22 protein-coding genes and 1 pseudogene are annotated in these 26,075 nt (G+C 40.9%); 17 read left to right on the forward strand and 6 right to left on the reverse strand.

Features of this window, described 5'->3' with window-relative positions:
- Positions 1-24: 24 nt before the first annotated feature.
- Positions 25-1,035, reverse strand: coding sequence for a fumarylacetoacetate hydrolase family protein (locus tag HFD99_RS19725; RefSeq protein ID WP_025363934.1), 1,011 nt, complete (start codon positions 1,033-1,035; stop codon positions 25-27).
- A gap of 165 nt (positions 1,036-1,200) precedes the next feature.
- Here HFD99_RS19725 and HFD99_RS19730 point away from each other — a divergent pair, with 165 nt between their 5' ends.
- The 3 genes from HFD99_RS19730 (at position 1,201) to HFD99_RS19745 (ending at position 4,231) form a co-directional block, all read left to right on the forward strand.
- Positions 1,201-2,223: an MBL fold metallo-hydrolase gene (locus HFD99_RS19730; RefSeq protein WP_025363935.1), complete on the forward strand. Its 1,023-nt coding sequence runs from the start codon at positions 1,201-1,203 to the stop codon at positions 2,221-2,223.
- A 198-nt stretch (positions 2,224-2,421) separates the two neighbouring features.
- The gene (locus HFD99_RS25520; RefSeq protein WP_155399775.1) at positions 2,422-2,592 is read left to right on the forward strand and encodes a hypothetical protein; all 171 of its coding nucleotides are present in this window, start codon (positions 2,422-2,424) and stop codon (positions 2,590-2,592) included.
- Between the two features lie 820 nt (positions 2,593-3,412).
- On the forward strand, positions 3,413-4,231 hold the full coding sequence (locus tag HFD99_RS19745; protein WP_025363936.1) for an alpha/beta fold hydrolase: 819 nt from the start codon (positions 3,413-3,415) through the stop codon (positions 4,229-4,231).
- 261 nt (positions 4,232-4,492) lie between these two features.
- Here HFD99_RS19745 and HFD99_RS19750 read toward each other — a convergent pair whose 3' ends face one another.
- Positions 4,493-5,707, reverse strand: a complete 1,215-nt coding sequence (locus tag HFD99_RS19750; RefSeq protein WP_025363937.1) for an ROK family protein — start codon at positions 5,705-5,707, stop codon at positions 4,493-4,495.
- Positions 5,708-6,071: 364 nt separating this feature from the next.
- Here HFD99_RS19750 and HFD99_RS19755 point away from each other — a divergent pair, with 364 nt between their 5' ends.
- From HFD99_RS19755 to HFD99_RS19785, 7 genes and pseudogenes are all read left to right on the forward strand, one after another.
- Entirely contained in the window at positions 6,072-6,890 is an 819-nt protein-coding gene (locus tag HFD99_RS19755; RefSeq protein ID WP_016819556.1) for a purine-nucleoside phosphorylase, read from the forward strand.
- 37 nt (positions 6,891-6,927) lie between these two features.
- The gene (locus tag HFD99_RS19760) at positions 6,928-7,839 is read left to right on the forward strand and encodes an EamA family transporter (RefSeq protein ID WP_039276718.1); all 912 of its coding nucleotides are present in this window, start codon (positions 6,928-6,930) and stop codon (positions 7,837-7,839) included.
- A 46-nt stretch (positions 7,840-7,885) separates the two neighbouring features.
- Entirely contained in the window at positions 7,886-8,347 is a 462-nt protein-coding gene (locus HFD99_RS19765) for a nucleoside deaminase (RefSeq protein ID WP_039276719.1), read from the forward strand.
- A gap of 154 nt (positions 8,348-8,501) precedes the next feature.
- Positions 8,502-9,692, forward strand: a complete 1,191-nt coding sequence (deoB, locus tag HFD99_RS19770) for a phosphopentomutase (RefSeq protein WP_039276721.1) — start codon at positions 8,502-8,504, stop codon at positions 9,690-9,692.
- A 328-nt stretch (positions 9,693-10,020) separates the two neighbouring features.
- Entirely contained in the window at positions 10,021-11,277 is a 1,257-nt protein-coding gene (locus HFD99_RS19775; protein WP_039276723.1) for a nucleoside permease, read from the forward strand.
- Between the two features lie 409 nt (positions 11,278-11,686).
- A complete protein-coding gene (locus HFD99_RS19780; protein WP_039276725.1) occupies positions 11,687-12,667 on the forward strand; it encodes an aldo/keto reductase in 981 nt (326 codons plus the stop codon).
- Between the two features lie 88 nt (positions 12,668-12,755).
- Positions 12,756-13,284 (forward strand): annotated as a pseudogene (locus HFD99_RS19785) (aldo/keto reductase).
- 39 nt (positions 13,285-13,323) lie between these two features.
- On the opposite strand, the gene HFD99_RS19790 reads toward HFD99_RS19785, so the two are convergent.
- Positions 13,324-13,758, reverse strand: a complete 435-nt coding sequence (locus HFD99_RS19790; RefSeq protein ID WP_016819563.1) for a MerR family transcriptional regulator — start codon at positions 13,756-13,758, stop codon at positions 13,324-13,326.
- Positions 13,759-14,011: 253 nt separating this feature from the next.
- On the opposite strand from HFD99_RS19790, the gene HFD99_RS19795 reads away from it, so the two are divergent.
- The 4 genes from HFD99_RS19795 (at position 14,012) to HFD99_RS19810 (ending at position 17,867) form a co-directional block, all read left to right on the forward strand.
- Positions 14,012-15,022 (forward strand): quinone oxidoreductase family protein, encoded by a 1,011-nt coding sequence (locus tag HFD99_RS19795; RefSeq protein WP_039276727.1) that lies wholly within the window; start codon positions 14,012-14,014, stop codon positions 15,020-15,022.
- A gap of 654 nt (positions 15,023-15,676) precedes the next feature.
- Positions 15,677-16,186, forward strand: a complete 510-nt coding sequence (locus tag HFD99_RS19800) for a hypothetical protein (protein WP_025363944.1) — start codon at positions 15,677-15,679, stop codon at positions 16,184-16,186.
- Between the two features lie 385 nt (positions 16,187-16,571).
- Complete coding sequence (locus tag HFD99_RS19805) at positions 16,572-17,306, forward strand: SDR family NAD(P)-dependent oxidoreductase (RefSeq protein WP_017427987.1); 735 nt, start codon at positions 16,572-16,574, stop codon at positions 17,304-17,306.
- A 132-nt stretch (positions 17,307-17,438) separates the two neighbouring features.
- Positions 17,439-17,867 (forward strand): MarR family winged helix-turn-helix transcriptional regulator, encoded by a 429-nt coding sequence (locus HFD99_RS19810; protein ID WP_025363945.1) that lies wholly within the window; start codon positions 17,439-17,441, stop codon positions 17,865-17,867.
- Between the two features lie 69 nt (positions 17,868-17,936).
- Here HFD99_RS19810 and HFD99_RS19815 read toward each other — a convergent pair whose 3' ends face one another.
- Positions 17,937-18,911, reverse strand: coding sequence for a bile acid:sodium symporter family protein (locus HFD99_RS19815; RefSeq protein ID WP_025363946.1), 975 nt, complete (start codon positions 18,909-18,911; stop codon positions 17,937-17,939).
- A gap of 84 nt (positions 18,912-18,995) precedes the next feature.
- Positions 18,996-19,877 (reverse strand): AraC family transcriptional regulator, encoded by an 882-nt coding sequence (locus HFD99_RS19820; protein WP_025363947.1) that lies wholly within the window; start codon positions 19,875-19,877, stop codon positions 18,996-18,998.
- Between the two features lie 249 nt (positions 19,878-20,126).
- Here HFD99_RS19820 and HFD99_RS19825 point away from each other — a divergent pair, with 249 nt between their 5' ends.
- Both HFD99_RS19825 and HFD99_RS19830 read left to right on the forward strand, forming a co-directional pair.
- Entirely contained in the window at positions 20,127-21,413 is a 1,287-nt protein-coding gene (locus HFD99_RS19825) for a cellulase-like family protein (RefSeq protein WP_025363948.1), read from the forward strand.
- 78 nt (positions 21,414-21,491) lie between these two features.
- Positions 21,492-23,849, forward strand: coding sequence for a beta-galactosidase (locus HFD99_RS19830; RefSeq protein ID WP_025363949.1), 2,358 nt, complete (start codon positions 21,492-21,494; stop codon positions 23,847-23,849).
- A gap of 117 nt (positions 23,850-23,966) precedes the next feature.
- On the opposite strand, the gene HFD99_RS19835 is transcribed toward HFD99_RS19830, so the two are convergent.
- On the reverse strand, positions 23,967-24,950 hold the full coding sequence (locus HFD99_RS19835; RefSeq protein WP_025363950.1) for a glycoside hydrolase family 5 protein: 984 nt from the start codon (positions 24,948-24,950) through the stop codon (positions 23,967-23,969).
- Positions 24,951-25,447: 497 nt separating this feature from the next.
- On the opposite strand from HFD99_RS19835, the gene HFD99_RS19840 reads away from it, so the two are divergent.
- Entirely contained in the window at positions 25,448-26,011 is a 564-nt protein-coding gene (locus tag HFD99_RS19840) for a 5' nucleotidase, NT5C type (protein WP_016819574.1), read from the forward strand.
- Positions 26,012-26,075: the final 64 nt, after the last annotated feature.

The following is a 26,075-nucleotide window of genomic DNA, read 5'->3' on the forward strand; positions in this document are numbered from 1 at the left end:
TTCATCATTTTCATAAACGTTTATTTAAGGCAAATCGCTTCTTTTTTCCCAGCGGCTTGGTTCAGTAATCTTGACATGATCAGGCACCAATTGCGTGAGCGAGCCTAATTTATCAAATGTAATCTGGATTCGGTCAGAGGGCAACAGCCATTGCTCGGTCTCGATTGCGCAACAATCCGGTATCGTCCCCATTCCTATAATCGTGCCTGGGAGCGGCGTGAAAACTTTGAGAATCTCCTCCATCACTTTTGCAGGGTGTACAGAATACTCGGATGTGCTTCCCTTCCAATGCAGTCTCTCCCCGATCCGTACATCCACATCCAGTGCCAGCGGGTTGCCGATTTCATCCGGCGTAGCCAGAAATGGTCCAATTCCTTTGCTGCGATCAAAATCTTTGCAGCGCGTCGGTCCAGTCAGCGCCAGGAAATCAGGCCACTGCACATCGCGAACAGTACTGTCGTTAAAAATAACATAACCTGCAATGCAGTTCCCCTTCCCTGTAACAAAGGCCAGCTCCGGCTCGATATCCAGGTAGGAAGAGTACGAAGGCCAATGTATCGTATCCCCATCGCCAATTAATGCGTTATGGTTACACTTGTAATAACTGAAAATTACTTTATTCGGATCTCGCTGGAATTTTTCAGCAATTTTTCGTTTAAGTTCTTCTCTTTCCGGTCCTGTGTATTCTCTTTGCAGCAGATTTACGCCAGCATTTCTCAGATGTCTTGGCGTCAGCCCGAAATCGATAAGCGCAGCCGGATGTGGAACCGGCGGCAGCAATTTTACCGCTGCAATCGGGCAGACTTCATTTTCATTGAATTGATGCGATAGTTCGACAGCATATTGCATCAATTCCTTAGCGGCATCATAACTTGCCGGCAAATAATGAAGATAGCTGTCCATACTTTCAAGACTGTCAACGAATGTTCCCTGCTTTTTCATGATTGCGGCAAAAGACACGACAAATTTCTCGTTAATTACAAGCCCAAATAAAGGTTCCTGAGATGTCTTGGTTTGAAAGGTTACTAGCTTCATGTTGCAGCGCCACCATCCATGTTGTTTGATGTTGTTCTGTTACTATCATATTGCATAACATAAATGCACGCAAGTGCTTGCTTGCATTTATGTTTTCGATTCTCTATATTAAAGACATAATCAGTGTGCTTTACCCCAAAAACATATACGCAAAGGAGAATTTCCATGAAGTATGGACGTATTATCCAAAAACCTCGCGTTAAATTTTTTGAAGTCGCAAATGGCGTCTTTGCCGGTATTTCGCCGTATCGCGGCATCAGTTGGGCCAATGCCGGGTTCATCAACAAGGGCGGAGGGCTGGTGTATGACACGTTCTTCGATTTGTTCCATGCGCGGGAAATGCGGGAGGCTTTTAAGGAAGTAAGCAATGGCGGCTCTCCCGCATATGTGGTGAATTCGCACTATAATAGTGACCATGCCTGGGGAAACAAAGTGTTTGAAGATGCTTGCATTATTATGCACAAGGAAGCGTCCAGAGAGCGTCTCACCGAAAATATCGCCTGGATGGATAGCGTCATCAGAAGAGGAAAGAATTCTCCGGAATCGACTTCGGGCGAGCGGTTTTTTGCAGCGGAATTTGAAGGATTCGACCTGGAAGGCGTAGAATGGGTGCTCCCGAATATTGAGATAAAGGACGATATCAACATCCGTCTTGGCGATATGGAAATTATGATTTACAACGTAGCTCCGGCCCACTCTGACAGTGACTTGCTGCTGTGGATGCCAAAAGAAAAGGTGCTGTTCGCCGGCGATGTCGTGTTTAACGGTTGTACGGCATACAGCGAAGAGGGAACCCTCAATTGGGTTAAAGTGCTTGATCGCATTATTGATGAAATTAAACCCGAAATCGTTGTTCCAGGACATGGCGCCATCTGCGGCCTGGACTTCGTGAAGGAGCAAAGAGACTACCTCCTGAACCTGATTAGCGAGTTTAACAAGCATTACAATGACGAAATTGATACCTTGTCCCTGACCAAGCAAATTGATATTTCCCGCTTCCTTCATTGGATTCAGCCAGAACGGTTGTATGTTACAGTGGATATCCTATTGAAAAGTAAACGAGGGTTACCACCCCTTCCAATTTGGAACGAGGTGCCTGCTAAGCTGGAAGACATGAAAGCTTTTTTGGCCGGAAAATATGGCGATCAGATCAAGCCATGGGACCCTATGAGTGTTTGGCAAGAATAGCAAGTTGAAGCTAGCGTACGAAAAACAAAAAACGGCCTTGTCGCAAACGATGCGAACAGCGGCCGTTTTTTTTATTGTTCCACGGAATTTAAATCGGCGTTTAGAACCGATTATAAAGAAATGGAGATGGACTTATGACTAACTTAACTTTCGCAGCTCAATCATGGGAGAAAAAACAGAGAGTGGTAAGGCAAGGCAGTGTCTGAGCTTGGAAGTTTTCCACCCATTCGGATACGGGTCCCGGATTCGCCGCAGTACACACCGCAGCAGCCGAAGAGTAAGGAGCAGTTTATAGAAGGACTTCGTGGTGTAGTGGAGCGGATGAAACGTACTGAAATCACCTTGCGTCAGGCACCCGGATTTGAATAAAATCCTCCATCCCGGTTTCGATGCATTTAATGCTACAGAGTGGTTTTTACTAGTTAAAATGCAATACAGCATCATCTATTGCAGCTAGGGCGTTTGTAACATTTTTTAGAAAATAACGATGTATAAATTGCCAAGTAGAAGTGATGTAACAATGTTAAATGTAAATAAACAGCACCAAAGTCGCGGCTGGAATGGCGTTGTATCTGCTTTGAATGTTCTATATGTTGGGTTCGCGCAGCTCTGTCATGGCAAAGCCCCGCCCGAAGTGATTCTTCTAAATTCATATTTTTTACAAGAAAGCAATTCTAAAACCACGATAACATTGTCCCGCTGAAAGTCGCTATTTTAAGTTGAAATTAAACATTGAAAAAGCTTGTCGCTGGCAAGCTTTTTTTGATGTCTTTGAGCTAATAAAGATAATATGAAACCTATACAAGTAGATGTATACTTATCCATTACAGTAATGAGGATATTCTCATTAATTATGATTTTTATGGCTTACATGAGTTGGATAGCGATAATTTTCTCACTAATTATGACACCGCACATTGTGAGTAACCATTATAGTTGAGACAAAGTAGGGACCTTGATTCGTCAGAAGCACTGATGAATCAAGGTCTTCCTACTTTATATGGTGATGAATAATAAAACAGCAATTTAGTTTAACCCCAGAAACAATTATGGCGAACAAGTGTTCTTTACATATATTATGTATGAGTATATAATCAAAACGAAACGGAGATCTGGTGTGCTAGATAAAGCAATGTAGATTTTTCTTTAGTATAAGCACATTATAAATATATCAATTGGAGGAGTCTGTATGCCATATTGTAAAGTCAAGAATGCCAATATATATTACGAGGAAATTGGTACAGGCAAACCGATTATAATGATCCATGGTTTTACACCAGACCATCGATTAATGAGTGGGTGTATGGAACCGATATTTGAAGATATCCCCGGTTGGCGTCGTATCTATCTTGATTTGCCTGGAATGGGACAAACAATGGATTACGATCAAATATGTAATTCAAATGATATGCTAGAAGCAGTTATAAATTTTATTGAAACTCTTGTCCCAAACCAAGATTATCTCATAGCAGGCGAATCATACGGTGGTTATATTACAAGAGGAATAATTAATAGACATAAAGATCGTATTGGTGGAGCTGCACTGATTTGTCCATTAATTGTTCCTGAACACAAAAGGAGAATACTTCCCGAGCATTTTGTTGTTCATCGTGATCGCGAGTTTATGGGCACCTTAAGTGAAGAGCAAATAAGCGATTTTAGCGCAAATCAAGTCGTTCTCGATGAATATAATTGGAAGAGGTATTCAGAAGAGATCGTGGCAGGTTGTAACATCGCTGACTACGATTTTCTTAGCAAGATTCAAAGAAACTATGGATTTTCCACCAATATAGATGAATTAGTATTCGATAAACCAACAGTATTTACTCTTGGACGACAAGATGCAGTCGTTGGTTACATAGACGCTTTTAAAATTTTAGACAATTATCCTAGAGCAACCTTTGCCGTTCTAGATCGAGCAGGCCATAATCTTCAAATTGAACAGGCTCTATTATTTGAGTCACTTATTCGTGAGTGGCTTGAAAGAGTAACAGAGTTTGGATTTTAGTTGTATATGAATCCATTGAACTAACGGGCAGGGAATTAATCTGTACTTTATTCAGAAAGCTCTGAAGCGTAAGCTACCGATCTTGGAGCTGGAATCGTTCGAATCTCAACTGGACATCTACTGAAGAATAAAGGCTATGCCGTCGTACGTAAATAAATAGTCACTTCAAAAAGATGAGTCGCTTGGCTCGTCTTTTTTTGTTTTGAATGATTCAAGTTCTCATCTCAGGTGTGGATAAGAACTTGAATCGATGACTAAATGCTAAACAGGTACCTCTTCAGTGAAATAATCCAACACCATACAACCAGCTCCTTGAGCCACAATATTGTAGGCTTCAGTGGACTTAATGATTTGGACATGACTATCAGGATAAAATTTTAGTCGATCCTGTGCTGTTTTAGCTGCTACCTCAAAAAAACGCGGTTTTGGTACTAGAGTTCCTCCGAAAATCACGATCTCAGGACGTAACAGAAAAATCAGATTACTGAGACCCACACCAAAATAATAAGCTGCATCCTCAACAACTTCTAAACAGAGCGCATCGTTTTGCTCTAAAGCATATAAAATGTGGTGTAAATTGATTTCTTCGAAATCGTTAACTTCGGTCGTAAGCATTGAAGGCTTGCCACGCTTCATGAGCCTAACCATTTCGTCACGAATAGCAGGCAAACTACTGTATGCTTGGAGACACCCATATGAGCCACAAGAACAACGTCGACCATGAATATCAATAATGATGTGTCCAAAGGTATCATCCATATCTCTTTTTCTGCTAACCAATCTGCCTTGAAAAATAGTACCGCATCGAATTCCAATATCACTGGATACAAAGACTAAATTATCTGTTTCTTTCCAAAAGTTCATACGATATTCAGCTAGCGCAGCCAAGTTGGTCCCATTCTCCAGAAATACAGGAGTGTTGGTTTTATGTTTTAAATATTCAATTATATTTATATCCCATCCACCTGCAGGAAAAAGTTGGGGATGTGAAATGACTCCCATTGCCGGATCAAACGAATCGAGAACCCCAATGCCGATGCCCAACAATTTCTTCCTAGGAACGTTATGTTCAGCCAGTAAATCCTCAACGCACTTTGCTACATAATTTAATGTGTACTCTCCAGTACATTCGGTGGTCATCTTTAATTTTTTGACGCCTATAATATTTAGCTTTAAATCAAGCAGCAAGACAGTTGTGTATAAGCTTGTAATCTCAACCCCAATCAAGTTGTAAGCATCCGGTTTGATGACATAGGCCAGAGGTTTACGTCCACCACTTGATTTTCCAATCCCACTATCATAGATAAGATCTTCTGCAACAAGTTCGTCAAGTAAACGCCCACATGTTACATGCTTAAAACCAGTGTGTTCAGCTAACGTGTTAATGGTTACAGGACCTAATTTACGAACTAAGCTATATAACAGTTTTAAGTTTTTCGCTTTGGGTGATGATAACTCTTCAAATTTATTTAACATATAACTTCCCCTTGATCTTTAATACAAGATGTTGTTTTCAGACATAAATATATAGTTACAATTATTATCGGGCTTTTTTGATGATATATCTACTCTGATTATTAAATCTGTACAATTTTGGATGTTTTAGATACACATTGAGCTAATGAAGAAAACATGAATTAACTTTTGATAATTAGTATAAAAAGAACTGGAGATAATGACGAATTATTTAACATTTAGTTAGTCTTTTTATATAAATGATAAATAGTTATTTACAAAAGGTAGTTAAGCTATTACACTAATCAATGAAAGCTGTTGGAGCAGCAATTTGAAGTGATTGATACAGATAGCTTACAGTAAACTATTTTAGGAGGAATTAAATATGCATAAAATGCAAGATATTTTGGAAACCAGAGACTTTATCATGAGTAAAACATCATATCGTCCGACGATCGGAATGATTTTGGGGTCTGGCTTAGGAACACTGGCTGACGAAATTGAAAACCCTTTCACAATACCTTACAGCGAAATTCCTCACTTTGCAAAATCTGAAGCGTTAGGTCATGCCAACGAATTGGTCATTGGGGAGCTAAAGGGAAAAACTGTATTGGCAATGAAAGGACGTTTTCATTACTATGAAGGCTTTTCTTTGGATGAAGTGACTTTTCCGGTGCGTTTGATGAAGGCCCTGGGTGTAGAAAACTTGCTCATCACCAATGCTTGCGGCGCCGTTAATAAAGACTTTAAACCGGGTGAGTTAATGTTGATTACGGATCACCTCAATTTGGTAGGTACGAATCCATTGATTGGACCGAATAATAACGATTTGGGTACTCGTTTTCCTGATCTTTCTCAAGTGTACAATGCTGAATTGCGACAAATTGCTACGGAAGTTGCAAAAGCACAAAATACAACTTTACGCGAAGGCGTATATTCCTGGTGGAGTGGTCCAGCTTATGAAACTCCAGCTGAAATTCGCATGATTCGTACATTAGGCGCAGATGCTGTTGGAATGTCAACCGTACCAGAAGCCATCGTAGCTGTTCACGCGAATATGAAGGTTCTTGGAATCTCCTGTTTAACCAACATGGCTTGTGGAATTCTAGATCAGCCTCTAAGTCATGACGAAGTAATTGAGGTAGCTGCCTTGGTAAGAGAGAATTTCATTGCTTTAGTTAAGGGAATTGTAGAGAAGGTTTAGTAATTATATAAAATCCGATGAAGAAAAAGGCGAGGTTATGAAAGGGTATATATATGTCATATTAGGTGCAATTTGTTATGGTTTATTATCGACTTTTGTGAAATTAGCCTATAAAGATGGTTATATCGTGAATGATGTTGTTGGAATACAGCTCCTCTTAGGATCGATATTATTATGGGGCGGAGTGCTGGTTACTAAAGGCACGAAGAGTACAAAACAGAAGAAGTTTGTAACGCCAGGTAAAAGGGAAATAATATTATTAGTTACCGTAGGGGCTACAACGGGGCTTACAGGAATGTTTTATTATCTTTCACTTCAATATATTTCAGCTTCTTTGGCGATTGTACTCCTTTTTCAGTTTACATGGATCGGTGTGTTGCTAGAGGCAATTTTCAATAGAAGAATTCCTGAAAAAGGAAAGTTACTATCCATCATTCCTTTACTTATCGGAACGATAAGCGCAACTAATATTTATTCAACTGGAATTTCAGCCGTTCATTGGCTTGGCTTTTTGTATGGTCTGCTTGCAGCATTATCTTATTCTATTTTTATGATCGTTAGTGGTAGGGTCGCCGTTCAAGCAAATCCGATGATGAAGACAGCTTTCATGACTAGCGGAGGCCTCATCGTTTGTTCGATCATTTTACCTCCAACGTTTTTAACAGACGGAAAGCTTTTATTACAACTGGCTGTACAATACGGGTTTGTTTTAGCTTTTGTCGGTCCCTTCCTCTCCACACTGCTTTTCTCTAAAGGTGTTCCGTTAGTGGGATCAGGAATAGCATCAATATTAGGTGCAATGGAGCTTCCAACAGCCTTATTAATGTCTGTCTTTGTCCTGAATGAGCACATTGGTGTTCCGCAATATGTAGGGATCGTTCTTATCTTAATTGGAATATCATTACCGAAATTACTCAAAAAAAGTAAAAAGGACATCTTAACCATTTGAAACGTCCTTAGCTAGATAATAATCACAGATTAGGGAGGCATATAGAATGAAGAACAAAGATGAAATCTTTATGAAAAAGGCAATTGAGGTTGCTCTACAATCCCGAAATGAAGGAAATGAGCCCTTTGGTGCGATATTGGTCAAAGGGGAGGAAGTCGTAATGGTTGGGGAAAATAAAATTAATACGTTTTGTGATCCAACGCATCATGCAGAAATCGGTTTAATCCGGAAATTTTGTTCTGAAAACAATGTATTTGATTTGAGCGAATACACTTTGTATACAAGTTGTGAACCTTGTGTAATGTGTTCTGGCGCCATGGTGTGGTCTAATCTGGGCAAAATAGTATACAGCGTATCACATGATCAGTTAGCTGAAATCGCCGGGAGCAACATCATGATTGCTTGCAACGAAGTGTTTGAGAAAAGCCCTCAAAAACCTGAACTGGTTGAACAAGTACTCAACGAAGAAGGTTTAAAAGTATTTGATGGATACAAATTTTCTCATTAAATAACTTTTTAAAAATATGAGAATCTATGAATTCATTGGGCAACTTCACTGGATAGTGAAGCTGTCCTCTTTTATGTATCGTTTTACTGCTTGAAATCTAAAAAATAATGCTTCAGATAAAACAAAGGTGCGTGTTGAGAGGAGAGATTGATATATGAATAAACGATTTCAACGAATTCATTTAATTGTCCTAGATTCAGTCGGTATTGGAGAAGCACCGGATGCTGCGGCTTTTGGAGATGAGGGGGCTGATACGTTGGGGCATATCGCAGAAAAAATGAATGGACTGTATATGCCTAACATGGCTGCACTTGGATTGTCCAACATTAAAGAAATTCAAGGAATACCGAAAGATAATCACCCAGCGGCTTTTTGGACCAAAATGCAGGAAGCCTCTAACGGGAAGGATACGATGACAGGGCATTGGGAGATCATGGGGTTACGTATAGATGTCCCCTTTCAAGTGTTCCCGAATGGTTTCCCTGCCGCTTTGATTGAAGAACTTGAAATAAAATCAGGGAGAAAAATCATCGGAAATAAACCTGCCAGCGGCACTGAAATATTAGATGAGCTTGGGGAGGAGCATATGAAAACGGGGGCTTTGATTGTGTATACATCAGCGGATTCCGTTCTGCAAATTGCTGCTCACGAAGAGATTGTACCATTGGATGAATTATATCGTATTTGTGAGATTGCGCGTGAAATGACTAAAAACAATGATTATATGGTTGGCCGAGTCATAGCTAGGCCGTTTGTAGGAGAGCCGGGACAGTTTAAACGAACGGCTAACCGGCATGACTATGCACTGAAACCTTTTTCCCGGACGGTCATGAATGAATTAAAGGATGCTGATCTGGATGTAATCGCTGTAGGGAAAATTTCAGATATTTATGATGGGGAAGGCGTTACTGAGGCGATCCGAACGGTATCCAACATGGATGGAATGGACAAGTTTATTCAAGTTGCACAAAAGGATTTTACGGGCTTGTCTTTTTTAAACCTGGTTGACTTTGATGCCCTTTTTGGTCACCGCCGAGATCCGCAAGGGTATGGCAATGCACTGGAGGAATTTGATGCTCGGTTGCCAGAACTGTTAGAAAAGCTTACCGAGAAGGATTTGCTTATATTGACTGCGGACCATGGAAATGACCCGGTTCATCACGGAACCAATCATACACGTGAATATGTGCCGCTACTCATCTACTCCAAAGCGTTTTCGGAAGGCCGAGAGCTGCCTCTTCGCAAAACGTTTGCAGACATTGGAGCATCCGTTGCTGACAACTTTAGGGTCAAATTGCCAGACCACGGTACCAGTTTTATGCATGAATTAATGATAAAAAGATAAACGTTGTAGCGTGCTAATCCAGCACTTGGATTAAACGAATTAAACCAAATAACTTCCGCTTCTACGGGGGTCATTTGGTGTGGAAAAAAACAAACTTTTATTATTTTATGTAAAAAGAATAAAAAGAATATGTATATTATAAGTATTTTATTATGAATAATTCATTACTTTTTATAAAATATATATTTAGTTCTTTACTTTAATGACTTTACCTATTACACTATGAATAACAAAATGTAAGCCTTTCCAAGTGTGTCCGATAGAAGAATCGACGGAAGAGTAGTAACACAACAACTTGAATATTCAAGCTCAAAAGGGGACAGGAAAAATGGCAATGAAAACACGGCTTAGAATAATGAATTTCTTTCAGTTTTTCATTTGGGGATCATGGCTTGTTACGCTAGGCTCGTATATGATCAATACATTACATTTTACGGGCGCACAAGTTGGAATTGTTTATAGCTCAAAAGGATTAGCCGCGATCATCATGCCTAGTCTTGCAGGCATTATTGCGGATCGTTGGATTAAAGCCAATAGATTATATGGAATATTCCATGTTCTAGGTGCGATTTCTTTATTTATAGCAGCACACATTTCAGATCCAATGACTATGTTTTGGGTGATATTTTTCAATTCGTTGGTTTACATGCCAACAAGTGCTTTGACAAATGTTATATCATACGTTGCGCTTGAGAAAGCGGGATTGGATACAGTAAAGGATTTCCCACCAATTCGCGTTTTTGGAACAATCGGGTTCATTATTGCCATGTGGGTAGTTAGTCTTAGCGGATTTGAGTTAAGCAACATTCAGTTATATATAGCCGCGAGTATCTCGCTCTTGCTAGCCCTATACTCACTTACGCTGCCTGATTGCCCAACCTCTAACGAGAAGAGAGAAAAGTCATGGATTAGTCTTTTAGGCTTGGATGCGTTTGTACTGTTCAAACAGAAAAGAATGGTTATATTCTTTCTTTTCTCAACACTTCTAGGTGTTGCCTTGCAAATAACCAATACATTTGGTAATCCGTTTTTGCATGATTTTGGACTGAATCCTGAATTTAAAGATAGCCTGGTCGTACAGTATCCATCTATTTTATTATCAGTATCACAGATTGCTGAGGTGTGTTTTATCCTTGCCATCCCATTCTTTTTACGTAACTTTGGAATTAAAAAGGTTATGCTCATTAGTATGGTGGCTTGGACATTACGTTTTTTATTTTTCGCATATGGTAACCCATCTGGTGTGGGATTCACTTTCCTTCTGTTATCCATGATTGTGTACGGCTGTGCATTTGATTTCTTTAACGTCTCTGGAGCCATTTTTGTAGAAAAAGAAGTCGATCCTCGTATTCGCGCAAGTGCGCAAGGCTTATTTTTAGCCATGGTTGATGGAATCGGAGCATATGTAGGCGCCATTGCAAGTGGAAAGGTTGTAGATTATTTCACAGTGGATGGTGTGAAAGATTGGCAGAGTATCTGGTTGATTTTTGGGGCATACACACTTGTACTTGCAATTGTTTTTGCCGTAAGCTTCAAATATAAACATGATCCAAATGCTATGAAAGATGTATCTACAAGCCATTGAAATCAAGAATAAGAGAAGGTTAATGTTTTTCTGCATTGCTGTTTATGATTTTAGCTCTTTATTTCATATTTAAAGGAAGCAAAAGATCGAATGAAGTGAAATTGGCTTCACATCAGGGCAAGATATTTATACAACAATAAAAGAAAAGCTTGGTGAGATGGCGAGCCTTTATCTGTTATGAACAGTGAGGGGCTCGCCATCTGTATAAAAGCACACCGTATGTTCAAACATATTAAGCCGTTGGGTTGCATCAAGCCATTGTATACATATAAGTCCTGCTGACAAAAATTTTAAAGAAACTGACTCAAATGTATTGACTTCGAGTTACACGAAGATGGTAGGCTACTACTTATAAACAACATACTACACTCATTAAAACACCATTTTATTGTAAAGTGAGGTCAATTCAATGGAATTTGTGAAGCTTGGAAATACCGGTTTGGATGTATCACGGCTTTGTCTCGGCTGTATGGGGTTTGGCGATGCGAAACGTTGGATTCATCAATGGGTACTTGATGAAGAGAGTAGTCGCCCGGTTATTAAAAAAGCGCTTGAGCTTGGCATCAATTTTTTTGATACGGCTAATGTATATTCTCTTGGAACAAGCGAAGAAATTTTGGGACGCGCGCTCAAGGATTATGCCAGCCGGGATGAAATTGTAATCGCAACGAAAGTTCATGGACGTATGCATCAAGGACCTAATGGCGCCGGTCTTTCTCGCAAGGCCATCATGAGCGAGATCGATAAAAGTCTGAAACGGCTAGGTACTGATTATGTAGACCTGTATCAAATTCACCGTTGGGATCACAATACGCCTATTGAGGAAACGATGGAAGCCTTGCACGATGTAGTGAAGGCAGGAAAGGCCAGATACATTGGGGCATCCGCTATGTATGCTTGGCAATTTCAGAAGGCATTGCATGTTGCCGAGAAAAATGGATGGACTCGGTTTGTATCCATGCAGAATCACTTGAATCTCATTTACCGTGAAGAGGAGAGAGAAATGCTTCCATTGTGCAGGGAAGAAAAAATCGGTGTAATTCCATACAGCCCGCTTGCATCGGGAAGATTGACCCGTGATCCGGAGGAAACAACCTATCGATCTGAAACCGATGATATTCAAAAATCAAAATATGATGCAACAGCAAATGCCGACCGATGGATTGTGGAGAGGGTTGCAAACATTGCAGAAAAACATGGTGTTCCCCGCGTACAAATTGCACTTGCCTGGTTGTTGCAAAAAGCACCGGTAACTGCTCCTATTATCGGTGCTACAAAAATATCTCATCTTAAAGAGGCTGTAGCTGCACTTACTGTGAAATTAACAACGGAAGAAGTAGCATTCCTGGAAGAGCCGTATGTGCCGCACTCTATTGTTGGTTTTAATTAACTGACATAGGTTGAAAATTGCTGTTTTGGCATAGCAAAATTTAAATACCTGATAGAAATGATGAAAAACTACTTTCCGGGAGGTTTATATGCAAAAAGTAATACTGAACAATGGTGTTGAAATGCCTATCATTGGTTTTGGGGTATATCAGATTAACGATGCGAATGAATGCGAACAAAGCGTTTATGACGCTCTTATGGCAGGCTATCGTCTAATCGATACCGCTGCGGCTTATCAAAACGAAGAAGCAGTTGGCAGAGCTATCTAAAGGTGCCACACTTATGAAGGAATACAATGTACAGATTGAGTCTTGGGGGCCTTTTGCAGAAGGCAGAAATAATATGTTCCATAATGGAGTGTTGGTGTCACTGGCTGAAAAGTATCAAAAATCCGTGGCTCAGGTGATTTTACGCTGGTTAACACAAAGAGAAGTCGTCGTAATTCCAAAGTCCGTCCATAAAGAAAGAATTATTGAAAACTTCAATATCTTTGACTTTGATTTAAGCATAGAGGATATGGAGACAATTGCTGCACTAGATATGAAACAAAGCAGCTTCTTCTCACACAATGATCCGGAAATCGCAAAAGCGCTTGGCACGACCCGATTTGAGATTTGATGCTATCATTCTATTACAAAAAGTCGACGCAGAAATCTCCTAACAAGTCTTCAATGGGCAGGATGTGATCGGCGTTTCTTTTGACCAATAGGCAGGATTGGTATCATCCGGGATCACTTGATTTATAATGTCACGGTAGTGCTCTTCTTTGTTGGTAATAAATTCTGCCATAAATTTTACTTCTTCTAATTGAGCTAGAACCGCTTCTTTTTGCTTGCGTATTATTTCATAACGTTCCTCAATGGTTGCATCGCCTTCCAAACATAGGTCTACATATTTTTTGATGTCTTCGACGGACATACCACACTTTTTTAAGTTTTTTGCACCTGTAAGCCAGTGTATGGAATCGTCATTAAAAATACGGTTATTGTTTTTATCACGCTGTAAACCTGGAACTAATCCTTTATCTGTATAGAAGCGAATGGTGTGTACAGTTAAGTCAAGTAGTTCTGCAACTTCTTTCACAGTATACATGCTACCCCTCCCCAATTTCATGTTGAATGAAGCTATTTAAATTATTATTTCCTTCGTGTTACTCGAAGGTGATGGTTTAAATAATACTTTAAGCTTCGATAATTGTAAATTCCGAATACAGAACAAAACTTTTTAACATTGTTGACTTCGTGTTACTCGAAGGTTGTATGATTTTAATTGTTTGGGGCTAAGATGATTTGATATTTAAAAACGAATGACAAAAGCCGAGGGTAAAAGGGATGAGTAAAATTATATGAAAGCAATGATGTTAAGAGAATTTGGCGGACTCAACCAACTGAAGCTGGAAGATGTAGAAACGCCTGTACCTGGTTCGAAAGAGGTTGTCGTGCGATTAAAAGCAGCAGCTCTTAATCGCCGGGATTTGCTAGTCATACAAGGCCGATATCCGGGGACTAAGGTACCTGCTATTCCCGGCTCTGACGGCGCAGGGGAAATTGTTGCGGTTGGAGATGAGGTTTACGATGTCTCAATTGGTGATGAAGTGATCATCAATCCAGGTTTGAACTGGGGCAACGATATGAACAAAAAAAGGGCTGAATTCACAATTCTCGGCGTTCCTACTAACGGAACGTATGCCCAATATGTAAAGGTACCAGCGGAAAGTGTCTATTCAAAGCCGTCCCATTTATCTTGGGAAGCAGCAGCAGCGCTCCCGCTCGCCGGTTTGACCGCCTACCGTGCTCTCGTGACGAAAGGCAAGGTAAAGAAAGGCGAAACCGTTCTGATTCCCGGCGTTGGTGGAGGTGTAGCTACCTATCTCGTTCAGTTTGCAGCCGCACTCGGAGCTGAGGTTTACGTGACATCCAGCAAAGAAGAAAAGATTGAAAAAGCAAAAACATTGGGTGCAACCGGAGGTGTAAACTACACAGCAGATGATTGGGTGGAGAAATTGGAGAAATTAACTGGCGGCATTGATCTATCCGTCGACAGTATTGGCGGAGAGGTGTTCAATCAACTGCTGTCACTTGGCAAAATCGGAAGTCGAATCGTCAGCTTCGGGGCGACGAGAGGTCCGATTCCGAATCTGCTTCTACCCAATATGTATGTGAAAGAAATCTCGGTGTTAGGCTCAACGATGGGAAGCCAGCAAGATTTTGCTGATATGGTCAAACTCATAGAAGAACACAAGATTGATCCTGTTTTGGACGAGATTTATCCGCTGGAGGAAGTGACCGAGGCACTGTTCAGAATGGAAAAGGGAGAAAACTTCGGGAAAATCGTTTTGACCATTCCACAAGATTAACAAGAGCATGGAGTCACCAATTGCTGAAGAATAAAGGCTATGACGTCGTACGTAAATAAGCAGTCACTTCCAAAGATGAGTCGATAGGCTCGTCTTTTTTGTTTGATGATTCAAGTTCTCATCTCAGGCGTGGACAAGAAATAATCCAACACCATACAACCGGCTCCTTGAGCCACAATATTGTAAGCTTCAGTGGACTTAATGATTTGAACATGACTATCAGGATAACATTGTAATCGATCCTGTGCTGTTTTAGCTGCTACCTCAAAAAAACGCGGTTTTGGTACTATAATAAGCCGCGTCCTCAACGACTTCTAAACAAAGCACATGTTTTGCTCTAAAAAGAGTATGAGCCGTATAGGGAAAGTCCCTTTCTTTTATGAGAGACCTGGATGAGACTAAGCGGAATTGTGTTCAATGAAATAAAAAAAACTCTGCCAATGAGAGTGTAGAAGCGACATGGGGGAAAATACGTAACTTTCCTAATCTAGTAGTGGAAACAATCGAGTCTGTAGACGCTTTTGTTAAGGGGGATGCAGTTGTTTTAGTTAATCGACAAACAAACGAGATATTGACTTTCTTAAATAAAAAAGGAGATCGTTTATCAAGTAAGTTAAAATCAGAATTAGATTTGACTAGAGAGTGAGGACGACTATGAATAACTATATAATATCGTTTACAAAAAAGTTTGATTATTTTTTCGAGCAAAAAGAAATCTCAAATATTATTTATTTACATGATGAGGATGATAATGAGAGATTAGACCATGTCCTTTTCCTTGAGAAAGGTGATGGTAATGTTATAGGCTTATATATAAGAGGCATGAATCCGTTAATCTCAGTGAATAGAATTTACGATTTGGATGATTTTAATTTATTTGCAAGTTATGAAGGATTGATTGAATCTAAAGAAAATATTAAACTCAGAGTAGAATATATAGGTATGTTTTTTAGTACTCAATACAACGAATTATTGGGTTTCTATTTGGCGAATAACGATGTATCTAGTTCTATATTTATATTATTTTCACAAGATGAAATTTATGTGGAAAAGGATTGTAGTAAATATGAGGCTAGTAGGGCGCTTGAGAAAAGGTTTTCGACTGAAGGTTTTATAACATACGAAAAAAAATGTGAGACTGACTGGAAAAAAACAAACTTCTAATCGGAAAAAATTAAGTATATAAGGCTAAGCTTCGCTCTACTCAGAAATAATATTTTAGATTCCTAATATTGGACAGTGTTTTAAAATCAAAATAATATAATTGAAAAGATCACTGAAGATAAGAATATAAACACATAAAAAAAGCTGTCGAGAAAGTTTCTCGATACTCTGAGCACCGGAGAAATCTCCGGTGCTTTTTATTATTCGAGAGCGATAATATTACTCCTTTCTACATAGCAACTAACCATATGGCTGGGATAAAGCAGCAGTTGTATGTTGAGTATAAAAGGAATATAATTTAGATATCTAATATTTAGATATCTAATTAAAATATCTGAATAAATAAGATTTGAGTAAATTGATAATGATAAAAGGAGATATCAACATGAATAGACTGGCAGGTAAAATTGCTATAATCACAGGCGGAGGATCAGGGATAGGAGAACGGATGGTCGACCTCTTCAGTGAGGAGGGAGCTGTAGTTATTGCTGCAGACATCAATGTTCAAGCTCTTGAACGGGCTAGTAAGAAAACGAATGTGTACGGAATGAAACTGGATGTTTCTTCTGACGAGGATTGGAAGGCTCTTTCCGCAGAAGTGAACAATAAATTCGGTAAAATTGACATTTTGGTTAACAATGCAGGAATAACTTCTGAGAAAGGATATCAGGATATCGACCTAAATGACTGGCATAAATTAATGTCGATTAACGGGTATGGACCGTTTGCAGGTATTAAGCATGTAGCCCCGTATATGGCTGCCCAAAAGAGCGGCGCTATTATTAATATTTCTTCTTACACCGCTCAAATCGGTCAGGGATTTAATCATTATTCCGCTTCAAAAGGTGCTGTACGTGCTTTGTCGAAGGCTGCGGCAACAACGTTCGGCCGGTTTGGGGTCCGTGTAAATACGCTTTTTCCGGGCATTATTGAGACACCAATGACTGAAGCCCTTAGCACATCTAAAGAAATGCTTACCCACTTAATTCAAGCGACTCCATTGCAGCGACTTGGTCGACCTGATGATGTAGCTAACGCTGCTTTGTTTTTGGCTTCTGACGAGTCTTCATACATTACGGGATCGGAGCTTGTTATTGATGGCGGTTTTTCTGCTCAATAAAATTAGAATTCACTTTACAGGGGAATGGGTATATGCCTGACCTTCTTTCAGTAAAGAATGACTTTTATACAAGCCCCCTATACAATATAGGGGGCTATTACTTCATTTGAGAAAGCAGGTTAAAGAGTATTAATGAAAGAACAAAATATATTTACGCTGATTCATGCTATGGACCAGGTTACCAATAACCTATTAATTAAGTGGAATAAAATGTTTAATGAGAATCTAGGGGTATCACATATCCTTATTCTTTCGTACTTAAATAGTTACGGAAAGTGCCGCCCTTCTGATCTGGCCAGGTTATTGGGGCTAACTCCTCCGACATTAACCCATCTATCTGGAAAGCTTGTAAAAAAGGAGTTGGCTGTACGAGTGGCGGATGAGGAGGACCGGCGGATTGTGTACCTGCAAATAACTGACGCTGGTGTCGGAATGCTAAATAAAGCGCAGGAAGACGGACGACAGCTTAGAAGAGAACTATTTGAAAACCTAACTGAAGAAGAAAGAGAGGCCTTGTTGTCTGTTTATGAAAAACTAAATAAGGTCATGAGTGAGGATTGATACAGGTAATCATAAAAAAGCCGCCATGTTGGCGGCTTCTTTTTATTAATAATTGTAACCGCTCCGACTTTAGGAAGCAGAGAGCGTACTGCGCTTATTCTTAGCGTTGGCGCGGTCGCGGCGGCTCAGCAGAAATCCGACCAGAGATGCTGTGGATTGCTGAAAAATCATTCCGAGTACAACGGGCAGTGCTACGGGAGCCGGGAAGTAGGTGATAGCAAGCACGGCCCCCGCGCTAATATTGCGCATGCCGCCGTTAAAGACAAGCGCCGTACGGTCTGCATTATTCCACCGCATCAGCCATGATATGAGATACCCAATCGCATATCCAGTGGAGGCAAGGATAATGATGGAGAGGCATACTCCGACAAGCTTGAGATTAAAATCAACCAGATAAGGCGCGATGACAGATCCGTTAATCATGACGACCAGAGCCATAGCTAGCTTGGAGAACGGGCCCAGCCGAGGCCCCCACACCTGCTTAATCTTTCCTTTGGTCCATTCGTTCAGCACCATGCCAATTAATGAAGGAACGACAATCATCCAGAACAGGCTTTGCATCATCGCCCAGGTGTCGAGCTGGACATTCGCTCCGATCAACAGGGACATAATGCCGGGCACAGCGAACGGGGCCAAAATTGTATCGATTAGAATGATCGCCAATGTAAGGGCTGTATTGCCTTTGTAGATATTAACCCAGACGAAGCTGGAAATGCCAGTAGGGATAGCTGCACCAAGAATCAGTCCAGTAATCGTATAAGGATCGTCACTGAAAGCCAGATGCCCAAGCAGCATGGCGAGAAGCGGCATGGCTAGGTGAAGAATAAACAGACAGGCGATCAGCGGACCCGGATGCTTGATTACATGGATAAAATCCTTGAATCCCATGCTGATGCTGCCCGCGAAGGTCATGAAGGCAAATAGCCAGGGAGAAAGCTCAGTATATTGGGACAACGGCGTACCGATCAGGACGCCGATTAGAATGCTGATGGGTGTGATTAGCGGCATAGCTGAATTGAGCCTACGATTCAACGTTAGGAGCATACAAAACTTCCTTTTTTGTACTTAAGTATAGACCTTGCCCCTTGATCCGTAAATGATCCGTGTAGGGGGAAGATTATCTATGGATCAGCCCTTTAAATTATTTCGGTACGCCAGAGGAGAGCAGCCCATTATTTTTTTGAATAGCCTGGAGAAGTAATAAGGGTCCCTAAAACCGAGTTGTATGCTAATTTCTTTAATAGAAGCATTCGTTAAATCCAAAAGCTGACTGGCTCTTTGAATTTTCATTCTTAAATAGTAATCGACAGGGGAATACCCGGTTGATTGCTTGAATATTAGGTTTAAATGCTGCTTGGATACCTGAACATGCTGGCTAAGCTCATCAAGCGAAACGGTGGATTCCAATTGTTCGCCCATATAACGTATGGCCTTATCGACATGGCTCTGGTACGTGCTGTCTTCCTTGCGAGCTGCAACGGATACAACAAAACTCAGCAGATAGCGGATGGTTTGCGACACTTGAACTAAATGTATCATGGAGTATGATTTGTTCAGTAAAAGGGCGCAACACTGATGAAATAGCTCCAGCAGTTTGATTTCATCACTGGCAGCCAGCGAAATATACATTTTAAACGGCTCAAACAAATCCATAAAATCATCCATTTGATCCCCTTTAAGATGAAACCAGTAAATTGTCCATGGATCTTCATCGTCAGCCCCATAAGCATGTGGCATGTCCCTAGGAATGTACGCAAAGCTTCGCTCTTTCAGGACAATGGTTTGGTTATCCTTGGTTCGTATCCAGCCCTTTCCACTCGCACAGTAAATGAATATATGAGAGTCGCAGCCATTTGTTCTTTCACGAAAATGATGACGGGCATGGCTAAAGCAGCCTATATCCGTAATATATAAATCTTTCGTAAGCGGATTCATTTTTAATTTTCTCAGCATATAGGGAGGAAGGACATATACCTTTTTACGTTCAAAATCATCGGCTTTCTTAGTCATAATCTATTTATCTCCCAGCCGTAGGCGGCTCTAATGATGAAATACGTATATAGTCCATCATAAACAGTGGATTGTCAATTGTCTGTGATACCGCTTACTTGTAAGCTTTGATATAAGAGCGATTATGAGGGAGTGATGAATTGAAAATGAAGGTAACCGGTCAGATTGAACAGGCTGTAGAAGGGCTGCGGAAGGCTTGTAGATTAAGGAGCATTGAACCCTATGGACTGGGGCTGGGAGGGAAATCACATGAGTAATCTGATGAGAAATGTACCGCGTAAATTGACGATCACGATGTGGGACTTCTCTTGGTATACCATGACACAGGAGGGGGAGCCCTACAGCGACCTGGCAGCTCGTTTTCAGGAAGCGGTCGAAAGAGGCTACAATACGATCCGAATATGCGCTATGCCCTTTATGTTGTTTACGGTGGATGGCAAACGTACTGGGCCATTGGAGTTTGCGAGTCTGGGGAAAGTGGGCCAGCGTACGCGCTGGTATAACTGTCGCGGCGGTGCAGTGCTGGATGGGCATGCTCATTTGCTCGAACTGTTTAGACAGGCAAAGGCTCATAACTGTAACATTATATTATCCTCTTGGGAATATCAGCAGAGTCCGACCTTCCTGGTCCATGCTGAGCTTAGAGATGAATTAGCTGCGATCCCACCTAAGGAAAGATTCATGACGATTGCAAAATCAATGGATCAGTTGATTCGTTTTGTTACAGCAGCAGGCTATAGGGATCAGATTATCTATACAGAGTTACATAACGAAGTGGAGTTTGGGCAGTTAAACGCTGTCGGAACGTCTGAAGGCATATCGGAAACAAACATACCAGCGCTTATTGAAGCAATGCAGCCCTACGTAGAAGAAGCGATTGAATATCTACGCCAAAGCCATTCAGATATTATGATGACAGCCAGCTATACGTTAAATGAAGCCTACCCCAAAGCTTACGTCGCGCGCAATATGCAGGTGGCCCATTTTCATCTTTATATTAAAGGGGTGCTGAATGAGCTGATGGAAGCGGCGGGGCTTGATGATGAGTTGGCGACATTCCCCAATTCATTCGTCCAATCTCTATTGAGGGAAGATGCTCCTCCATTCGCAGAGTGGGACCTGCCTCCAGAGCAAAATTGGCGGCTGGAAGGCAATCCCGTTGGGATGAGGCTTATCTATTTACACGACTGGGTAGATCCGGATCAATGGGATTTATTTTTGTACGATCGGTACGGAGATCATAAAATGGCCATGTTGCAAAAGGCTGACTCCCGGTTGGAAGAGATTCATGAATGGACTCGTCATTCTGGTATTCCAATTGTCATAGGAGAAGGATATGTAGGCTATACACCCCTGCATGCCCAATTTGAAGAAGGCCCAGTCGGTAAATATATAGCTGAATATGTCTTGCGAAAAGGGATGGCACTGGGGTTCTGGGGAATGACCCTCTGCTCCAACTGTGCTCCGCATCATCCGTTCTGGAATGATATAGCCTGGCAGCGCAAGTGGAACCAATTTATCCTAAATTCAGATTAGAGGTTCCTTCCTAGACAATCTATTGTCTCTGAGATAGCTGGTGTCATTCAATATGAACGATTGAGGGGAGTGAACTTTATGAGAAACTATCGAATTACGGTCCAAGATGATCACAAGCATATTGTGAAAGGCCAACTCAGACTTGGCGGCACCAATCCAAAGGGAGAACAAATCGGATTCACCAACTATTTTATGGAGAAGGATGGAGAGCCTTTTTTCGGGATTTGTGGTGAATTCCATTATGCACGCTATGATGAACGCTGTTGGGAAGACGAAATTATTAAAGTAAAAATGGGTGGCGTCAATATCATTGCGACTTATGTTTTTTGGAATCTACATGAAGAAGTTGAAGGTGTTTTTAATTGGAGTGGGAACAAAAACCTCCGCTATTTTATTGAGTTATGTGGCAAACATCAGCTCTATGTCATTATCCGAATCGGGCCCTTCAATCATGGTGAAATCCGAAACGGCGGTATACCGGATTGGCTATTCGGCCGCCCATTTGAGGTTCGTTCTAATGATGAGGGATATTTGTTTTATACGAGAAGAATGTATAACGAAATCGGTATTCAGGTTCAAGGGCTGTTATATAAGGAGGGTGGGCCGATCATCGGCACCCAAATCGAAAACGAGCATCATCATTCCTCTGCCCAGTGGGGATTGACTGTAGGAATTAATGATATGTGGTTAAACTCTGGAAGTGACGGTAATTCACATATGTTAAAACTTAAAGAAATAGCTCTGGAAGCGGGGATTGATACTCCGATCTATACATGCACAGGATGGGGAGGAGCGACAACGCCTGTTCCTGATATGCTGCCCTTATGGGGCGGGTACGCCTACTGGCCGTGGATCTATTATGAAGAGGGACGGTTGGAGGGGAAGGATGAGCATCCTGCGACACCGGAATACATTTTCCGAGACAAGCATAATAACAAGATTCCGAAAAGCTACAATTTTGAGCCCCTATACGCCCCGGAAGACTATCCGTACGCTTGCTGCGAAATGGGTGGCGGTATGGTTCAGTTTTATAAATACCGGTTTGTCTTTCCCTATCGCAGTGTTCCAGCGATGACTGTCATGAAGGTTGCAGAAGGCTGTAACCTGATCGGATACTATATGTATCATGGGGGTTCCAATCCGCGAGGTAAGGTTAACCCGTTCACAAACGATATGGCTACACCTAAAATATCCTATGATTTCAATGCCATGATTGGAGAATTCGGTCAAATAAGGGAGTCATACCGAAGAACAAAGCTACAGCATTATTTTCTTTCAACGTTTCAAAAGCAATTCTCTCTGATGAAGACTATTCTGCCAGAGGACACGTCATCAATGGACCCTTATGATGTGGATACCTTACGATATGCGATTCGCTCCAGTGCCGGGGCGGGGTACCTGTTTCTAAATAATTTTCAGGACCATGTTGAAAATTACGACCTGTGCAATTTCAATGTAAGCATTGAGCTGCCTGAGGAAACGATTGTAATCCCTAGTCAAGGTGAACTGACATTAGGACGGGATAGCTTCGCTATTTTGCCTTTTAACCTCAATTTGGATGGAATAAAGCTCAAATATGCAACAGCCCAGCTGATAACAAGGCTAGAAGAGGATGGAGAAATATATTATTTTTTCTTTGTACCGGACGGGATGAAAGGCACGTATGCATTGGAGTCAAAAGATATCATCCGTGCCACAATCGACAAAGGTTTGATAGAACAATTGGATGGGAATACGATCATTCAGGTTGCTGAAGAAGAAGAGAGTCTCATCCGTTTGGTATCTGAAAGTGGCCAAAAAGTCGCCATCTATACGATGACTGATGAACAAAGCTTGGAGTTTTGGAAGGTCAACCTGCAAGGTCGAGACAGAGTTATCCTGACAAGTGCCAATTTACTTGTATCCGGAGCTGAGGTGAAACTGGAATCAACAGATCAGGAGATTGTAACACTGAGTGTATTCCCGGATTTTGACGACTCAATCACATCCATATCCGGTGGAGAGTTGCTTGCAACAACAGAAAGTGAATTATTTACAACGTATCAGTTAAGAGTTCCAAAGAAAGAAATACACTTCCATCTGAAAAGGGTGAATCATGATAAATTCGTCCTTGATTTTGAAAAAAATGCCCTTGATGGGATCAAAGAGGCTCTGCTGCGTATCAATTATACGGGAGATATCGGTTATGCATTTATTGATGGTGAACTGATTCACGATAATTTCTGCAACCATACGACCTGGGAAATAGGTTTAAAGTCATTTGAACATCGGCTCATCGAGCGAGGGATGTACGTATATGTTTCTCCAATTCGAAAGGGCAAGGTTCTTAATAGCAATACGACCATGGCTGGCTGGAAAGAGACAACGGAGGAACGAATCGCGAACATTGGCGTGGTCAGCATAGTGCCTGTGTATGAAATCCAAATCACTGTATAACCCAGAAAGTGTAAGATCAGAGACGCTCAGCGAGTGCTTTTAGTACGAAGTATAAAAATGTAATAGCTCATGGTGGTTCAACCATGAGTCTATTACATTTATTTTCCTATATTGCTATTAGTAGATACCGGCTTTTTTCGATGTTTCTTTGATACCATTGGTTCCTTCTACCACAGTGCGGCCCCAATCGGTCAGATTGCCGTTAGGTCCTGTTACAAGATCAAGATAAGAAAGGTTGGAGCTATTACCGTACCAGGACCAAGCTAACCAGCCTATGCCTTTGGATTGGCCGTATCTCATGATTTCTGTCTCGTCGACGTCTGCTCCCTGGTGGTAACCGCCAAATTCACCAATAATCAGAGGGAGTCCTTGATTCAGAACGTTATCAATATTGGTTCGAACAGTTTGAACATCTTTACCAGCGAACTCATACATATGGATGGAGAATACCGTATTCTTCAAAGAATCAGCTGCAAATACAGACTTACCGAAGTCATTGATAGATTGAGGATATTGCCCCCAACCAGCACAATCGACGATGAGTGTATTTTTAATACCTGCGTTTCTCAGCTTGGAAATCGCTTGCTTATACCCATCTGCCCAGCCGCCTCCATTCCAAGAGCCATACCATTCGTTCGCAATGTTCACGATAACCCGATCTTCCTTGCCGATCAGGGCATCTTTTATGCTAATCCAGTAATTCACAGCCGCATCCAAAGACGCATAGTCGTCTTTACCCGTAGCGTCATGAACCTCAAGTACAGGAATCATTTTATAACTTGTGACTAGGGAGATAATATTTTTTACGGAATTTATGTCATCCTTGGTGTATTGTGTTCCGTTAGAAAGGACAATCCGAACGGTATTAGCACCTGTCTTGGCAATGGCTGGGATGGCAGTATAAAGATCGTTTTTGTACCAAGTGTGAGCATGATTGACGCCTCTCATAACGAACGGCTTGCCTGTAGAGTCATACAATTTGGTACCGCTTACATAAAAACCTGAAGCAGCTTGCGCTTTGGAGAAGAATCCCCCCAAACCAATCATGATAAGCAGACCAGCGAGTCCAGACAATAATGCTTTTCTTAACAATGTTTTCACTTTTATTCCTCCCTAAATATATTATTCAACTTCCTGCTATATAGAGGTGGAGTAGGGGGGCAAGTATGTAAATAGCAGTAAGCTAAACACGTTATGAAGCGCTTTCATTTTTGTTATTAGTTATTTTTCGTTATTCTACCATTTGTGATTTTGTTATTCAATTGATTTTTTTAATTTTTTTTTTGTTTTCGGATCATATCTGTATAGGTTTCTTATTGAAGTGTGATTTATAAAGGTTTTATTATAACTTTTCTCTCTATTATGATATGTTTACTTGATTTTTCTGTAGGATAAGTTAGCTAAAAATAATAAAATAAAACCTAACTATTTTGATGATTGATTTGTTGGATATAAACCAACCTAACGATATGTTTGGTTAGCTATCAGTAGTTATGTGAGGAACCGATAGTATAGCTTCATGCCAAGCTTCACCCCAGTATTAAATTATTGTATGATATTCTCGTAATACTTTTACCAGAATGAATAGGGGCAAGATGATGAGAAAACCAATCATAGCAGTCGATATGGACGATACGATCTGTCATCTCGTCAAACGGGCTATATACCATAACAATAGTGAATTTCCCACTCATCCGCTTCGTTATGAAGAAATGTTAGATTGGAACACCGATCATCTACGTCATCCCAAAAGCACACATGATGTATTTTATGGACGACCGGGTTTGTTTGAGGAACTTGAACTGTATGACGAGTATGTCGTAGAAGAAATGGAGAAGCTTTGCAATGCTTTTGATGTCATTATTGTGACAGCGGCAGAACCAAAAACCGTCGTGGAGAAATGGAATTGGCTTCAAAGGCATATGCCATTCATTCCGATTGAGAACTTTTTCCCATGTAAACGAAAGAATCTGATTAACTATGATCTCCTGATTGATGATGGTCCTCATAATTTAGTGCCTGCACTGCAGGAGGGGAAGCAGGTGCTTTGTATTCCTCATCCGTGGAATATGAAGGCAAGAGAGCAATATGAGTTCCCGGTCATGGCATCTTGGCAAGGAGCAAAAGAACGAATTGACTCCATTTTGGGAGTTCTGAAATAAAAAAATAGATGCATTCGTAAAACAGCTGGCTCACTTGGAGCTGGCTATTTTGCTAGAAATAATA

The organism is Paenibacillus sp. EKM301P (genome assembly GCF_011800295.1).
Lineage (GTDB): Bacteria > Bacillota > Bacilli > Paenibacillales > Paenibacillaceae > Paenibacillus > Paenibacillus polymyxa.